The sequence below is a fragment of the Klebsiella sp. CN_Kp097 genome (assembly GCF_040064495.1).
GTDB classification, from domain to species: domain Bacteria; phylum Pseudomonadota; class Gammaproteobacteria; order Enterobacterales; family Enterobacteriaceae; genus Klebsiella; species Klebsiella aerogenes.
In genome coordinates, this window is the sequence record NZ_JBEAIL010000002.1 from 220392 (window position 1) to 236065 (window position 15674).

A 15674-nucleotide genomic window follows, 5' to 3' on the forward strand; every position below is an offset into this window, starting at 1 on the left:
TCTGCTGCTGATGAAATATTAGCAGCAGATAAAAATATTTTCACATACTTAAATGTACGCCTTATAGATGTTAAAGGCCACTCTATTTTTTCTATCAAAAAGAACAAGATCTAAACCTTCTATACTCCATTCAAGCTTATACCTTTCTGGAGATGGAAATGGGCTTTGAGCATAAATTTCATTTATAAAAGTTCTTTGTTCCGCCTTCTGATCATATTCTCGGATGATTGCAGCATAACGATCGGCAAGCATGATAAGGCTTACAGGATGTCCGGAGGTTGTTATCGGATTATTCATATAAACTGTTCCGGGTTTCATTCCGAATGTGGTGTACTTTTCATGTAGGGCCCACATTCTTTCACGTTCCTCAGTCATGCCATTAAAAATATCTGGCTTATCAAATACGCTATGATCAAATATCCCAACTGCATGAAATTGGTCGCGAGAAACGAAGGCGAAAAGAACACTATTCGTCCTTACGCCCAAACCAGTGCTTTGGATATCCATGCTTAAATGAAAATGATGAAAACCTTTTGTATTTAATAATTGATCCTTGTCTTCCCATGAATCAACTTCTCCATTGCGAATTCTTTCAACAGAAGTGTAGCCATACTTATGTGCTCTCAATGAAAGGTGAGGATACAAGTCTTCACCTTTTCTCACCTTATCTAATAAGCCATGAATACCAGACTTTAATGTTTTCCATCTTTTATCACTCGTTACCTCTGGGGATATATGAACTTTCCTTCGACGGGTAGGTACAATTCTTGTTTTCCAATGGAGGTAAGCGATTAAAACTCCATTTAAGCTTTGATTTTCTAGCTCGGTGCGTATTGATTTTTCATTTGGAAAAAAAGGTAGTTCGTTTATGAGCTTTTCTTTTAATTGACGTATTCTTTTAGATTCTTCCATTTTTAATCCTGAATTATAATCTGGTTTTTAGAATTCCATCTCTGACGAGATTAAATCAAGTGTAAATGGACTGAAGATCTTGAACAAGCCTGTTTTTTAAGGTCTAGCACCCTGATGATTGTTGTTCCATTGCTGAGCAATTCCCCCCTGATAGCCGCATAGTTTTAACTGCGTCATTATCGCTACATGAACACACTAAACAACATTCAAGAACTGGCTCGAGCTATCCGGAATTTAATCCGCTCAGGTGTGGTGACCGAGGTCGACACCGCGCAGGGGCTTTGCCGGGTGCAGAGTGGCGGGATCCAGACTACATGGCTGAACTGGCTGACCACCCGCGCCGGTCGTTCGCGCACGTGGTGGGCTCCCTCGGTGGGTGAGCAGGTGCTGCTGCTGGCCATTGGCGGCGAGCTCGATACCGCTTTCGTGCTGCCGGGTATTTTCTCCGATGATAACCCCGCCCCGTCTGCCTCGGCGGATGCGTGGCACGTGACTTTCCCTGATGGCGCGGTGATTGAATATGAGCCAGAGACCGGCGCGCTGACGGTTAGCGGCATCAAAACGGCTGACGTGACGGCATCGGATTCCATCACTGCGACCGTGCCGGTCGTGCTGGTGAAAGCGAAGACCCGCATCACCCTCGATACTCCCGAGGTTGTGTGTACCAACAAGCTGACCACCGGCACGATTGAGGTGCAGAAAGGCGGCACCATGCGCGGCAACATTGAGCACACCGACGGGACATTTAAATCAAATGGCGTGCAGGTGGATGACCACGGTCACGGCGGCGTGCAAGAAGGCGGTAGCTGGACGGAGGGTACCAAATGACGGCGCGTTATCAGGGTATGAACCGCAATACCGGCCTCGGCATCAGCGACACCGAGCATATCAGCCAGAGCATGCGCGACATTCTGCTGACGCCGGTCGGCTCGCGGGTGATGCGCCGTGAATATGGCTCGCTCCTGTCAGCGCTGATTGATATGCCGCAAAACCCCGCGCTCAGGCTGCAAATCATGGTGGCGTGCTATTCGGCGATCCAGAAGTGGGAGCCACGCATACGCCTGACCGCCATCAGCTTTGAGACCGGCGAGGCTGGCGAAATGTATGTCGACATTACCGGGGCGCGAACCGATACCGGCGCGTCAGTTTCAACAACCCTTTCACTGAGTTAAATCACTATGGCGACTGTTGACCTGAGTCAGTTACCCGTTCCCGGTGTGGTTGAGGTGCTGGATTATGAAACCATCCTTGCGGAACGCATTGCGACGCTGATTTCACTTTATCCCGAAAACCAGCAGGAGGCCATCGCCCGGACGCTGACGCTTGAGTCAGAGCCGATTGTTAAGCTGCTGCAGGAAAACGCCTACCGTGAGGTTATCTGGCGTCAGCGGGTGAACGAAGCCGCGCAGGCGGTGACGCTGGCGTATTCAACCGGTAACGACCTCGACGTCGTGGCCGGAAACAATAATACCGAGCGCCTCACCATCACACCGGCAGATGACACCACTATCCCGCCAACGCCTGCCGTTATGGAATCCGACACCGACCTGCGCCTGCGCACGCAACAGGCATTTGAGGGATTGAGCGTGGCGGGGCCGGTCGGTGCCTATGAATATCACGGCCGCAGTGCCGACGGGCGGGTCGCTGACGTCTCGGTCGAAAGCCCGTCGCCAGCCTGTGTGACGATTACCGTGTTATCACGTGAGGGTGACGGTACCGCCAGCGCTGACTTACTGGCGATTGTTGATAAAGCGCTGAATGCCGAAGATGTGCGCCCGGTGGCCGACCGGGTGACCGTCCAGTCAGCCGAGATTGTGCCGTACCAGATTGACGCGACGCTCTACGTTTACCCCGGTCCCGAATCTGAGCCGATCAGGCAGGCATCAGAGCAGAAGCTGCAGAGCTACATCAGCGCGCAGCACCGTCTCGGGCGCGATATCCGGCTGTCAGCCATTTATGCCGCGCTGCATGTCGAAGGGGTGCAGCGTGTCGAACTGGCATCACCGCAGGCCGATATCGTGCTGAGTAAGTCGCAGGCGTCGAACTGTACCGAGCACCGGATAACTATCGGGGGCTCAGATGAGTGACCGGCTGTTACCCGTCGGCTCGTCGCCGCTGGAAGTCGCCGCCGCTGCCGCGCTCGCTGAGATTCAGCGCGTGCCGGTACCGTTGCGCACGTTATGGAACTGGCGCACCTGCCCGGTCAATCTGCTGCCTTATCTGGCGTGGGCGCTGTCGGTTGACCGGTGGGATGAGACGTGGCCGGAGGCGACAAAGCGCAGTGTTTGTGCCTCCTCGTTTTTTGTCCATCAGCACAAAGGCACCATCAGCGCATTGCGCCGGGTGGTTGAGCCGCTCGGCTATCTGATTGAGGTGCGCGAGTGGTGGAAGCTCAACGAGGAGCCAGGCACATTCCGCCTCGTTGTTGGTGTACTCGATAGCGGTATCACTGAGGAAATGTATCAGGAGCTTGAGCGCCTGATTGAAGACGCCAAACCGGCAAGCCGCCACCTGACCGGGCTGGCTATCAGTCTGAGCTCAACCGGCGAGCTGTATGTCGGCGCGGCCTGCTATCACGGTGATGCGCTGACGGTTTACCCCTATTTGCCCGAAGAAATTATTGTCGGTGGCGGTGTTTATCCGGCCTCGGCTATTCATTTGATTGATAACCTGAGAGTGAACGCATGACAGCAAAATATTATGCCATTCTGACCAATCAGGGCGCGGCACGGCTGGCGAACGCGACCGCACTCGGCACTAAGCTGAACCTGACGCAAATGGCCGTGGGCGATGCCAACGGCAAATTACCCACGCCAGACCCGGCACAAACAGTGCTTATTAACCAGCAGCGCATCGCGCCGCTGAATATGCTGACCGTTGACCCGGCCAATGCCAGCCAGATTATCGCGGAACAAATCATTCCCGAAAATGAGGGCGGTTTCTGGATCCGCGAGATTGGTCTCTATGATGATGATGGCGTGTTGATTGCCGTGGCGAACTGCCCCGAAACCTACAAGCCGAAACTGGCGGAGGGGAGCGGCCGCACGCAGACCATTCGCATGATTCTGATTGTCTCCAGTACGACGGCCATCACGCTAAAAATCGACCCGTCGGTCGTGCTGGCAACCCGTCAGTATGTCGACGATAAAGCCATCGAGGTTAAGGGTTATGCCGATGAGCTGATGAAAAATCACATTGCGGCGGCTAACCCGCATGCTCAGTATTTGCAGGCAAAAAATAACCTGTCAGAACTGACCGACAAATCAAAAGCGCGTGGCTCGCTGGAGCTGGGAAGCGCAGCGACAAAAGATGTCGGAACAGAGGCAGGTAACGTGATTGGTGTCGGCGGTTTTGGGTTGGGTGCGGATAAAATTAATACCGTTGCGATTGATTTTAAAACCCGCGTTTTCCGCGCAGGTCAGTCTCTGCTTCTGAAAATGGAGAGCTGCACCAACGTCCCTGATGGTCTGCCGAAAGGTGCAGGCGAATATGTTTACGCGCATTGTTTGGGTGTCAGGGACAACAGCTACGGTTGCACCGTTATTTTTATCGCTCACAACTCGGCAAATATTACTTTTATCGGTACCCGATATAACAATACGAGCAGTGGATGGGTATTGATGCGGGTAGGTAATCAGGCAGAGTTGTCGAAATACCTCTCTTTAGCCGGTGGCGATATTAACGGGCGTCTCGGTGTTTCGGGGGCGCTGCAGGTCGGTAAATCGGGTACTGAATCTCTGATTACGCTCGGTGCAGCGACGGTGCTCAGGGATAATGCGAATGGTGCACTGGTTATCAGCAGCGAGTCGGGAGCAGGAACGAAAGCGGGTGTATTTTTACGCCCTATCGCCAGCACTGACAGCACCATGCAAATGCAGGGCAACGCCGACGGGTGGGCGACTGACAACTTTTCCGCGAAAAATCTCAAGGTGCCCGGTAAGGATGCCATCATCAAAAGTGGTGCATATTCCTACACCGAAGGGGGGCAGACATTTAATCAGACTGATGGTCTGTTTATGCAGAGTGTCGGCGGTCAGTACGGCAACATCAGATTCACCGAAATGGTGGGTAAAAGGTCATATATCGGCTTTGAAATCAAAGGCGGCGATAAAACGGCATGGCTGGAGTTCCGGCATAACGGGAGCTTTGTCATAAACGGGACTGACATTGCACCTGTCGGTATTCCTCAGCCGTGGCCTCTGTCAACTGCACCTTTAGGGTGGCTTATCTGTAATGGTGCCACTTTTGACAAGGCAATGTATCCATTTTTGGCAGCGGCTTATCCCTCCGGGAGATTACCCGATTTACGCGGTGAATTTATTCGAGGATGGGACGCCGGGCGCGGAGTGGATGCAGGGCGCGCGCTTCTCTCGGCGCAGTCCGATTTATTTAAAGCGCATCACCACGCATTTACATTTTTTACAGGCTATGCCGCAGGGGGAGGGACTGGCGCTGTATACGAATATTCCGGTAATGCAGGCAGAGATACCGGCGACACCGGCGGAAATGAAACGCGCCCCCGCAACATTGCATTTAACTACATCGTGAGAGCAGCATAATGAACAAATACAACACTGATTTACCTACGGCAAAACTGAATAAAAGCGGCATTGCCACCGTTGCTGGCTGGCTCACGGTGTACAATGTGGAACCTCATCAACGCGAATTCCAGGCGGTGACGATGGAATATTTAGCCGCGGGTGTGGGCTTGCCTGCTTTCAGTTATGCCGATAAGCCAGTATTACCGGGTGACGGCTTTGCACTGGTGCGCAGCGCCGATGAAAAACAATGGGAAACTATTGCGGATTATCGCGGTTTAACGGCTTACAGCACTGAGACCGGGCAACCGGAAATTATCGCTTTTCTCGGCGAGTTGCCGGATACGCTGACGTTACTGGCTCCTGTCACGGCGTATGATAAATGGGACGGTAGCCAGTGGGTGACCGACACGGCGGCGCAACATGCTGATGAAATTGCCGTCGCAGAACAGCAAAAGCAGGCTCTGCTTTCTGAGGCGCAGCAGCAAATCACCGGTTGGCAAACAGAGCTGCAGCTCGGCATCATCAGTGATGATGACAAGGCCAGCCTGATTCTCTGGATGAATTACATTAAGGACATTCAGGCGGTAGGCACCGAGGATGCGCCGGATATCGAGTGGCCGGTCAGGCCGGAATAATGGAAGGCGGGCTGATGCCCGTCTTTTTTATGCTCTTCTTTTGTACCATCAGCCAGCCATCGCCATTACATAGCCCGTCCCCACCACACAACAGAAAATATTACTCACCCACTAACCACGGAGTTACCCGGATGAGTGATTTTCACCACGGCGTGCAGGTGCTTGAAATTAACGACGGCACCCGCGTCATTTCCACCGTTGCGACCGCTGTCGTTGGTATGGTCTGCACGGCCAGCGATGCGGACAGCGCAACATTCCCCCTCAACGAGCCGGTGCTGATTACCAATGTGCAGAGCACTATTGCGAAAGCCGGTAAACAAGGCACGCTGGCAACCTCACTGCAGGCCATCGCCGACCAGTCAAAACCCGTCACCGTCGTCGTGCGCGTTGCCGAAGGTACCGGAGAGGACGCCGAAGCGCAGACCATTTCGAACATCATCGGCGGCACGGATGAGAACGGTAAATACACCGGTATCAAGGCGCTGTTAACCGCCGAGGCGGTCACCGGCGTCAAGCCACGCATTCTCGGCGTGCCGGGTCTCGATACGCAGGAAGTCGTAACTGCGCTCGCCTCGGTGTGTATCAGCCTGCGTGCATTTGGTTACGTCAGTGCATGGGGCTGTAAAACCCTTTCTGATGCCATCAAATACCGCGAAAATTTCAGTCAGCGCGAGCTGATGGTTATCTGGCCTGACTTCCTTGCGTGGGACACCACCACGAACGCCACCGCAACAGCCTACGCCACCGCGCGCGCACTCGGCCTGCGCGCCTATATCGACCAGACAATCGGCTGGCACAAAACCCTGTCTAACGTGGGCGTGCAGGGCGTCACCGGCATCAGCGCGTCTGTCTTCTGGGATTTGCAGGCATCCGGCACCGATGCTGACCTGCTCAACGAGGCCGGGGTCACGACACTGGTGCGCAAAGATGGTTTCCGCTTCTGGGGTAACCGCACCTGCTCTGATGACCCGCTTTTCCTGTTTGAGAACTACACCCGCACCGCGCAGGTACTGGCCGACACGATGGCCGCGGCGCACATGTGGGCGGTCGATAAACCCATCACCGCATCGCTTATCCGCGACATTGTCGACGGCATTAACGCCAAGTTCCGCGAGCTGAAATCGAATGGCTACATCGTGGATGGTGAATGCTGGTTCGATGAGGAATCGAACGATAAAGAGAGCCTGAAAGGCGGGAAACTGTATATCGATTATGACTATACGCCGGTTCCCCCGCTGGAAAGCCTGACCCTGCGCCAGCGTATTACCGATAAATATCTGGTCAATCTGGCCGAATCGGTCAACAGCTAAGGAGCCTGAAACGACATGGCACTACCCCGCAAACTTAAATATCTGAACATGTTCAATGACGGCCTGAGCTACATGGGCGTTGTTGAATCCGTGACGCTGCCGAAGCTGACCCGCAAGCTCGAAAACTATCGCGGCGGCGGTATGAACGGCGCGGCGGCGATTGACCTCGGTCTCGATGACGATGCGCTCACCGTCGAGTGGTCTGTCGGTGGCTTGCCTGATGTGGCGCTCTTTGCGCAGTATGCCGCACCGGGTGCCGATGCTGTGCCGCTGCGTTTTGCTGGCTCTTACCAGCGTGACGACACCGGCGAAATCGTGGCCGTTGAGGTGGTCATGCGTGGCCGTCATAAAGAAATCGACGGCGGCGAGAATAAACAGGGTGAAAACACCTCGACCAAACTGTCGACCGTCTGCACCTACTACCGCCTCACAATTGATGGTAGCGACGTTATCGAAATCGACACCGTCAACATGGTCGAGAAGGTGAACGGCGTCGACCGTCTGGAGCAGCACCGCCGCGCAATCGGGCTGTAATTTCCTGACCGGTCAGCACTGCTGGCCGGTTATTAATCCCTTTCTGAGCAGAGAAAAACATCATGGCAAAAGCACCACGTAAAAAACCTGAATTTGTTGATACGGCTGGCAATGAAATTGACACCGATAACCCGAATGTTGTGACTCTTGATGAGCCAATCAAACGCGCCGGTCAGACAATCCATAAGGTCACTCTGATTAAACCAACTGCCGGAACCCTGCGCGGTGTCAGTCTGGCGGCGCTGGCACAATCTGAGGTTGACGCACTGATTAAAGTGCTACCCCGCATGACCTATCCATCCCTGACGACTCAGGAACTTACCGCAATAAACGCACCAGATTTGATGCAGCTCGCTGGCAAGGTGATTGGTTTTTTGTCACCGGCTTCGGTGGGATAGATTTTCCACCCGACCTGTCGACCGATGACCTGATGGCGGATATCGCAGTGATTTTCCACTGGCCGCCATCAGAACTCTATTCCCTGAGCCTGACCGAGCTCATCACATGGCGCGAAAAGGCGCTACTGCGTAGCGGAAACCACAATGAGTAATAACCTGAGAATTGAGGTATTGCTGAAAGCGGTGGATCAGGCGACCCGACCGCTAAAATCTATCCAGACGGCAAGTAAAACCCTGTCGGGCGATATTCGCGATACACAAAAAGACCTGCGCACCCTGAACGCGCAGGCGTCGAAAATCGACGGCTTTCGCAAGGCCAGTGCGCAACTGGCCGTGACCAGTCAGTCACTTGAAAAAGCCAAGCGCGAAGCCGGTGAGCTGGCCGTGCAGTTTAAAAACACGACTAATCCGACCCGCGCGCAGGCGCAGGCGCTCGAAGCGGCGAAACGCGCCGCCTCTGAGCTGCAGACGAAATACAACAGCCTGAGAACATCGGTTCAGCGACAGCGCTCAGAGCTGATGCAGGCCGGTATCAATACCCGCACCCTGTCTGCCGATGAGCGTCGGCTCAAAACCTCCATTAGCGAAACGACGGCGCAGCTTAACCGCCAGCGTGAGGCACTGGCGCGCGTCAGTGCGCAGCAGGCAAAACTAAACCGGGTAAAGGAGCGATATAAATCTGGTAAGGAGCTTGCCGGTAACATGGCCGCTGCAGGTGCTGCCGGGGTAGGTGTTGCCACGGCGGGAACGATGGCCGGGGTTAAATTGCTGATGCCGGGTTATGACTTTGCGCAGAAAAATTCCGAGCTGCAGGCCGTACTCGGGTTCGACAAGCAGTCGCCAGAAATGCAGGCGCTACGCAAACAGGCGCGCCAGCTCGGCGACAACACTGCCGCCTCTGCCGATGATGCCGCCAGCGCGCAGATTATTATCGCAAAAGGTGGCGGTGATGCCGCAGCGATTCAGGCAACAACGCCAGTCACTCTGAATATGGCGCTTGCTAACCGTCGCACAATGGAAGAAAACGCCGCGCTGTTGATGGGGATGCGCTCTGCGTTTCAGCTTTCCAATGACAAGGTTGCGCATATTGGTGACGTACTGTCTACGGTCATGAATAAAACCGCCGCCGACTTTGACGGTCTTAGCGACGCGCTGACATATGCCGCGCCGGTCGCCAAAAACGCCGGTGTCAGTATTGAAGAAACCGCCGCGATGGTAGGTGCTTTGCATGATGCCAAAATTACTGGCTCGATGGCCGGTACCGGAAGCCGGGCAGTATTAAGTCGCCTGCAGGCTCCCACTGGCAAGGCGTGGGATGCGCTCAAGGAGTTGGGCGTTAAAACATCGGACAACAAAGGCAATACGCGCCCGATATTTACCATCCTGAAAGAAATGCAGACCAGTTTTAAGCGCAACAATCTCGGAACCGCGCAGCAAGCCGAATACATGAAAACGATATTCGGTGAGGAAGCCAGCTCATCGGCTAATGTGTTGATGGCGGCAGCGGCAAGCGGCAAACTTGACCAGCTAACCGCCACGCTGAAAGCATCAGACGGAAAAACCGAGGAACTGGTCAAGGTGATGCAGGATAACCTCGGCGGCGACTTTAAAGAATTTCAGTCTGCTTATGAGGCTGTCGGTACCGACCTTTTTGACCAGCAAGAGGGGGCACTGCGCAAACTCACTCAGACCGCCACAAAATACGTGTTAAAGCTCGACGGCTGGATCCAGAAAAACAAAGGGCTGGCGGAAACCATCGGCATTGTTGCCGGTGGCGCGCTGGCTCTTATTGGTGTCATCGGCGGCATTGGTCTCGTTGCGTGGCCGGTTGTCATGGGGATTAACGCCATCATTGCCGCCGCTGGCGTGATGGGTACTGCCTTGACTGTTGCCGGTAGTGCCATTGTGACCGCGCTCGGTGCAATCACTTGGCCGATTGTGGCCGTCGGCGCGGCGATTGTGGCCGGGGCGCTACTTATCCGTAAATATTGGGAGCCTATCAGTGCATTTTTCTCAGGAGTGATAGAGGGCATCATGAGTGCCTTTGCGCCGGTCGGGGAAATGTTCGCTCCACTGGCACCCATTTTTGACGGTCTCGGTGAGAAACTGCGCGGCGTGTGGCAATGGTTTAAAGACCTGATTGCACCGGTCAAAGCTACGCAGGAGACGCTCGATAGTTGTAAAAATGCTGGCGTTATTTTCGGTCAGGCGCTGGCCTCAGCGCTGATGGCACCGCTAAACGTTTTCAACAAGCTACGCAGCGGTGTCGACTGGCTTCTCGAAAAGCTCGGCATCATCAACAAAGAATCGGACAGCCTCGACCAGACCGCCGCCAAAACCAACGCCGCCACGCAGGGGAATTCTTACATACCGGCGACCAGCACCTATGGCGGGTATCAGGCTTATCAGCCCGTTACCGCACCGGCGGGACGCTCTTACATCGACCAGAGCAAAAGCGAATACAACATTACGCTACCGGGCGGTGTTGCGCCGGGGCATCAACTCGACCGCCAGCTACGCGACACGCTCGAACAAATTGAGCGCGAAAAGCGTGCGCGTCAGCGCGCCAGCATGAGCCACGACTAAGGGAGAATTAAACGATGATGCTTGCTCTCGGCATGTTTGTATTTGAACGCCGCACCCTGCCTTATCAGTCGATGCAGCACTCGAAGGATTATCGCTGGGCGTCGAACGACCGGGTAGGCAAACCGCCTGCGTATCAGTTTCTCGGTGAGGGTGAAACCTCGATCCAACTTGCCGGTACGCTTTACCCCGCCATTACCGGCGGTTGTATTTCTCTGCAGGCCGTCGAGTTGATGGCCGACGAGGGCAGAGCGTGGCCGCTGATTGAGGGAACCGGCAATATCCTCGGAATGTATATTGTCGACAAGGTATCAACCACACATACCGAGTTTTTCAGCGATGGTGCGGCCAGAAAGATTGATTTCACGCTTTCACTGAAGCGGGTCGATGAGTCACTGACGGCAATGTTTGGCGACCTGAATAAACAGGCCGGTGAGCTTCTCGGCTCTGCCGGTAATCTGGCCGATAAGCTGCAGGGTACACTCGGAGGGCTGGCCGTATGATGACGGGCATGGCCATTGATGCCGGTACCAGTCTCGCACCGGCATTTATGCTGACGCTGAATAGTCAGGACATTACCAGCAATTTTAGCGATCGACTGATATATCTCACCATGACAGACAATCGGGGATTCGAGGCCGACCAGCTCGACATCGAGCTCGACGATACTGACGGCAAAGTCGAGTTACCCCTGCGCGGGGCGGTGCTGACGCTGTGGCTTGGCTGGGAGGGTTCGGCATTGCTGAATAAAGGCGATTTCACGGTCGATGAGATTGAGCACCGAGGGGCGCCAGATACCCTGACCATCCGGGCGCGTAGCGCAGACTTTCGCGGAACGCTTAATTCACGGCGTGAGGAATCCTGGCACGATACCACCCTCGGCGAACTGGTCAGCACCATCGCAAAGCGTAACAAACTGACGGCCAGTGTCGCGGAGCAGCTGAAAAAAATCCCGGTACCGCATATCGACCAGTCGCAGGAATCCGACGCAGTATTCCTGACCAGACTGGCCGACCGCAACGGGGCGGCAGTGTCAGTGAAAGCGGGGAAATTGCTGTTTCTGAAAGCCGGTAGCGCGGTGACGGCCAGTGGTAAGCCCGTCCCACAAATGACGCTGACCCGCAGCGATGGTGACCGTCATCAGTTTGCCATTGCCGACCGAGGGGCATATACCGGCGTAACCGCGAAATGGTTGCACACCAAAGGCCCGAAGCCGCAAAAGCAAAAAGTGACATTGAAGCGCAAGCCAAAAGAGAAGCACCTGCGCGCGCTGGAGCACCCGAAAGCAAAGCCGGTCAGTAAAAAGACAAAGGCCCAAAAAGAGCAGGAAGCCCGCGAGGGTGAGTATATGGCCGGTGAGGCCGATAACGTGCTGGCGCTGACGACGGTCTACGCATCAAAAGCGCAGGCGATGCGAGCCGCTCAGGCTAAGTGGGATAAGCTGCAGCGAGGCGTTGCTGAGTTTTCAATTACGCTGGCGCTCGGTCGGGCTGATTTATTCCCTGAGACACCGGTGCGCGTGTCAGGCTTTAAGCGTGTCATAGACGAGCAGTCATGGCTAATCAGTAAGGTAACTCACAACCTGAATAATAGTGGCTACACGACGGGCTTAGAGCTTGAGGTTAAGCTCTCTGATGTGGAGTACAGCTCCGAGTCGGATGATGAATAAAATATATTCACAAAAAGTGAATTTATGGTTATTATTGATTCACTATTTGAGAGTTTAATAGGGTGGGTTATGTTTCATTGTCCGAAGTGCCATCATGCCGCACATGCGCGTACAAGTCGCTATCTAACCGAAAATACGAAAGAGCGCTACCACCAATGCCAAAACATCAACTGTAGTTGTACGTTTATGACGATGGAAACGATAGAGCGCTTTATTGTGACTCCGGGAGCTATCGACCCTGCTCCACCGCACCCAACTTCCGGTGGTCAGCGGCCATTGTGGCTCTGATAAATTTTCACCAAAAACCCGCCGCGTGCGGGTTTTTTTATGTGCTCAGGAAAATGGCGGGATAAAAATCTACCGCCATTTCATCGCCACATAAAAAACAGAAAACAAAAAAGCCACTCTTTCGAGTGGCTTAATTATATGATTTTAAAGCTAAAATTTGGTGGCCCCTGTTGGGTTTGAACCAACGACCAAGCGATTATGAGTCGCCTGCTCTAACCACTGAGCTAAGGGGCCGTGGCGAGGGATTATAATGTAACTGCACGCTGCAATCCAGCGTAAAGCGCTCGGCTGCTGTTTTTATAAACAATGCATTTTCAATCCTTTATAATCAGCTTTTTAGTCATTCAGCCGGAGAAATTATGATTAGTGATATCCTGGCGCCGGGGCTGCGGGTGGTCTTTTGCGGGATCAATCCGGGGAAGTCCTCCGCGCATACGGGGTTCCATTTTGCCCATCCCGGCAATCGTTTCTGGAAGGTCATTCACCAGGCGGGGTTCACTGAGCGGCAGCTGAAGCCGGAAGAGGAGCAGCATCTACTGGATACCGGCTGCGGTATCACCATGCTGGTTGAGCGGCCGACGGTACAGGCCAGCGAGGTTGCCCTGCTGGAGCTGCGTAATGGCGCGCAGGAGCTAATAAGCAAAATCCAGGACTATCAGCCGCAGGTGCTGGCGGTACTCGGCAAGCAGGCCTATGAGCAGGCGTTCAGGGTGCGTGGCGCAAAGTGGGGAAAGCAGGAAGCGACCATCGGTGAAACCGAAATCTGGGTGCTGCCCAATCCCAGCGGTTTGAACCGGGCGACGCTGGACAAGCTGGTTGAAGCCTATCGCGAACTGGATGAGGCGCTGGCGGGGCGAGGGCGGTGATGGCGCCCGATAGCAGGCATAAAAAAAGCTCCCCGCGGGGAGCTTTTTACTCTCTTTGCAGCGCGACGATTAATCGTCGAGGAAGCTACGCAGCACTTCAGAACGGCTTGGGTGGCGCAGTTTACGCAGCGCCTTCGCTTCGATCTGACGAATACGTTCGCGGGTAACGTCGAACTGTTTACCTACTTCTTCCAGCGTGTGGTCGGTGTTCATGTCGATACCGAAACGCATACGCAGCACTTTCGCTTCACGAGCGGTGAGGCCCGCCAGCACGTCGTGCGTTGCCGCACGCAGGCTCTCGGTGGTCGCAGAATCCAGCGGCAGCTCGAGGGTGGTATCCTCGATGAAGTCACCCAGATGCGAATCTTCATCGTCGCCGATCGGCGTTTCCATGGAGATAGGCTCTTTGGCGATTTTCAGCACCTTACGGATTTTGTCTTCCGGCATCAGCATGCGCTCAGCCAGCTCTTCCGGCGTCGGCTCGCGGCCCATTTCCTGTAGCATCTGGCGGGAGATACGGTTGAGCTTGTTGATAGTCTCAATCATATGCACCGGAATACGGATGGTGCGCGCCTGATCCGCGATGGAACGGGTGATCGCCTGACGGATCCACCAGGTGGCGTAGGTGGAGAACTTGTAACCACGACGGTATTCAAACTTATCTACCGCTTTCATCAGGCCGATGTTGCCTTCCTGAATCAGGTCGAGGAACTGCAGACCGCGGTTGGTGTATTTCTTGGCGATAGAAATAACCAGACGTAAGTTCGCTTCAACCATCTCTTTCTTCGCACGACGGGCTTTCGCTTCGCCGATGGACATGCGACGGTTGATATCTTTAACCTGCTCGATGGTCAGGCCGGTTTCTTCTTCAATCTGCTGCAGTTTCTGCAGGCCGCGCTGAACGTCTTCTTTAACGTCATGCAGCTTCTCGGACCACGGCTTGTTCATCGCCACGGCGGCGTTGAACCAGGTTTCGCTGGTTTCGTTGCCGGTGAACAGGGTGATGAAGTTTTTCTTCGGCATTTTGCACTGTTCAACGCACAGCTTCATGATGATACGTTCTTGAGTACGAACGCGATCCATCATGCTGCGCATGCTGTTGACCAGGTAATCGAACTGTTTCGGCACCAGGCGGAACTGTTTGAAGACCTCGGACAGCTTGAGGATCTCTTCCTGCGCGGCGGCGTGGCTGCGACCTTTCGCTTTGATGGTGTCGCGAGTCAGCTCGTACTGGGTGCGCAGCTCGGCGAATTTCTCGCGGGCCAGCTCCGGGTCGATGCTGTTATCGTCATCGCTGTTGTCGTCGTCATCATCTTCTTCTTCATCTTCGTCGTCGTCCATCTCTTCCTGAGACAGCTCGGAACCGACGTGAGTGGCGGTCGGCGCCATATCTTCTTCAGCGTTCGGATCGACGAAGCCGGTGATCAGGTCAGACAGGCGAGCTTCTTCAGCTTCGACGCGATCGTACTGTTCCAGCAGATAGGTGATGGCTTCCGGATATTCTGCAACGGAGCACTGGACCTGGTTGATCCCGTCTTCGATGCGTTTAGCGATGTCGATTTCGCCTTCGCGGGTCAGCAGTTCAACGGTACCCATTTCGCGCATGTACATGCGCACCGGGTCGGTCGTACGGCCAATTTCAGATTCAACGCTCGACAGCACCTGGGCCGCCGCTTCTTCTGCGTCTTCATCGGTATTATTGGAGGTTTCAGCAAGCAGCAGATCATCGGCATCCGGTGCTTCTTCCATCACCTGAATACCCATGTCGTTGATCATTTGGATGATGTCTTCGATCTGATCGGAGTCGACGATATCTTCCGGCAGATGGTCATTGACCTCGGCATAGGTCAGATAGCCTTGCTCCTTACCACGTTGGACAAGAAGCTTCAGCTGTGACTGCGGGTTTTGCTCCATAAGACGGTATCCACACTTAATTCG

The 15674-nt window shown here is 54.3% G+C and carries 17 protein-coding genes, 1 tRNA gene and 1 pseudogene; 16 read left to right on the forward strand and 3 right to left on the reverse strand.

Going from position 1 to position 15674, the window contains the following annotated elements; all coding sequences use genetic code 11:
- Positions 1 to 48: 48 nt before the first annotated feature.
- A complete protein-coding gene (locus ABLV07_RS03275; protein ID WP_348853320.1) occupies positions 49 to 912 on the reverse strand; it encodes a hypothetical protein in 864 nt (287 codons plus the stop codon).
- A gap of 186 nt (positions 913 to 1098) precedes the next feature.
- On the opposite strand from ABLV07_RS03275, the gene ABLV07_RS03280 reads away from it, so the two are divergent.
- From ABLV07_RS03280 to ABLV07_RS03350, 15 genes and pseudogenes are all read left to right on the forward strand, one after another.
- A complete protein-coding gene (locus ABLV07_RS03280; protein WP_348853321.1) occupies positions 1099 to 1740 on the forward strand; it encodes a phage baseplate assembly protein V in 642 nt (213 codons plus the stop codon).
- Positions 1737 to 2084, forward strand: a complete 348-nt coding sequence (locus tag ABLV07_RS03285) for a GPW/gp25 family protein (protein WP_348853322.1) — start codon at positions 1737 to 1739, stop codon at positions 2082 to 2084. Before ABLV07_RS03280 ends, ABLV07_RS03285 begins: the two co-directional genes overlap by 4 nt.
- Before the next feature lie 6 nt (positions 2085 to 2090).
- Positions 2091 to 2999 (forward strand): baseplate assembly protein, encoded by a 909-nt coding sequence (locus ABLV07_RS03290; RefSeq protein WP_348853323.1) that lies wholly within the window; start codon positions 2091 to 2093, stop codon positions 2997 to 2999.
- Positions 2992 to 3600 (forward strand): phage tail protein I, encoded by a 609-nt coding sequence (locus ABLV07_RS03295; RefSeq protein ID WP_032723329.1) that lies wholly within the window; start codon positions 2992 to 2994, stop codon positions 3598 to 3600. The genes ABLV07_RS03290 and ABLV07_RS03295 overlap by 8 nt, the downstream gene beginning before the upstream one ends.
- Positions 3597 to 4142: pseudogene (locus ABLV07_RS03300) on the forward strand (phage tail protein); the annotation flags it as partial. The gene ABLV07_RS03295 and the pseudogene ABLV07_RS03300, both read left to right, overlap by 4 nt.
- A gap of 831 nt (positions 4143 to 4973) precedes the next feature.
- A complete protein-coding gene (locus ABLV07_RS03305; protein WP_228279844.1) occupies positions 4974 to 5471 on the forward strand; it encodes a phage tail protein in 498 nt (165 codons plus the stop codon).
- Entirely contained in the window at positions 5471 to 6088 is a 618-nt protein-coding gene (locus ABLV07_RS03310) for a tail fiber assembly protein (RefSeq protein ID WP_348853324.1), read from the forward strand. The genes ABLV07_RS03305 and ABLV07_RS03310 overlap by 1 nt, the downstream gene beginning before the upstream one ends.
- Positions 6089 to 6219: 131 nt before the next feature.
- Positions 6220 to 7398 (forward strand): phage tail sheath protein, encoded by a 1179-nt coding sequence (locus ABLV07_RS03315; RefSeq protein ID WP_348853325.1) that lies wholly within the window; start codon positions 6220 to 6222, stop codon positions 7396 to 7398.
- A 15-nt stretch (positions 7399 to 7413) separates the two neighbouring features.
- A complete protein-coding gene (locus tag ABLV07_RS03320) occupies positions 7414 to 7932 on the forward strand; it encodes a phage major tail tube protein (RefSeq protein ID WP_015370162.1) in 519 nt (172 codons plus the stop codon).
- A gap of 62 nt (positions 7933 to 7994) precedes the next feature.
- Complete coding sequence (locus tag ABLV07_RS03325; protein WP_348853326.1) at positions 7995 to 8330, forward strand: phage tail assembly protein; 336 nt, start codon at positions 7995 to 7997, stop codon at positions 8328 to 8330.
- A gap of 32 nt (positions 8331 to 8362) precedes the next feature.
- Entirely contained in the window at positions 8363 to 8482 is a 120-nt protein-coding gene (locus ABLV07_RS03330) for a GpE family phage tail protein (RefSeq protein ID WP_015370160.1), read from the forward strand.
- Positions 8475 to 10916 (forward strand): phage tail tape measure protein, encoded by a 2442-nt coding sequence (locus ABLV07_RS03335; RefSeq protein WP_348853327.1) that lies wholly within the window; start codon positions 8475 to 8477, stop codon positions 10914 to 10916. Before ABLV07_RS03330 ends, ABLV07_RS03335 begins: the two co-directional genes overlap by 8 nt.
- Positions 10917 to 10930: 14 nt before the next feature.
- Positions 10931 to 11416 carry a phage tail protein gene (locus ABLV07_RS03340; protein WP_348853328.1) on the forward strand — a complete coding sequence of 162 codons (486 nt, stop codon included), beginning with the start codon at positions 10931 to 10933 and terminating at the stop codon, positions 11414 to 11416.
- A complete protein-coding gene (locus ABLV07_RS03345) occupies positions 11413 to 12582 on the forward strand; it encodes a phage late control D family protein (protein ID WP_348853329.1) in 1170 nt (389 codons plus the stop codon). Before ABLV07_RS03340 ends, ABLV07_RS03345 begins: the two co-directional genes overlap by 4 nt.
- Before the next feature lie 69 nt (positions 12583 to 12651).
- Complete coding sequence (locus ABLV07_RS03350; protein WP_072059347.1) at positions 12652 to 12870, forward strand: DNA-binding transcriptional regulator; 219 nt, start codon at positions 12652 to 12654, stop codon at positions 12868 to 12870.
- A gap of 158 nt (positions 12871 to 13028) precedes the next feature.
- Here ABLV07_RS03350 and ABLV07_RS03355 read toward each other — a convergent pair.
- A tRNA-Ile gene (locus tag ABLV07_RS03355) sits at positions 13029 to 13104 on the reverse strand.
- Between the two features lie 125 nt (positions 13105 to 13229).
- On the opposite strand from ABLV07_RS03355, the gene mug reads away from it, so the two are divergent.
- Positions 13230 to 13736 (forward strand): G/U mismatch-specific DNA glycosylase, encoded by a 507-nt coding sequence (gene mug, locus ABLV07_RS03360; RefSeq protein WP_045359807.1) that lies wholly within the window; start codon positions 13230 to 13232, stop codon positions 13734 to 13736.
- Between the two features lie 69 nt (positions 13737 to 13805).
- Here mug and rpoD read toward each other — a convergent pair whose 3' ends face one another.
- Positions 13806 to 15650 (reverse strand): RNA polymerase sigma factor RpoD, encoded by a 1845-nt coding sequence (gene rpoD / locus ABLV07_RS03365; protein ID WP_015369628.1) that lies wholly within the window; start codon positions 15648 to 15650, stop codon positions 13806 to 13808.
- Positions 15651 to 15674 lie beyond the last annotated feature (24 nt).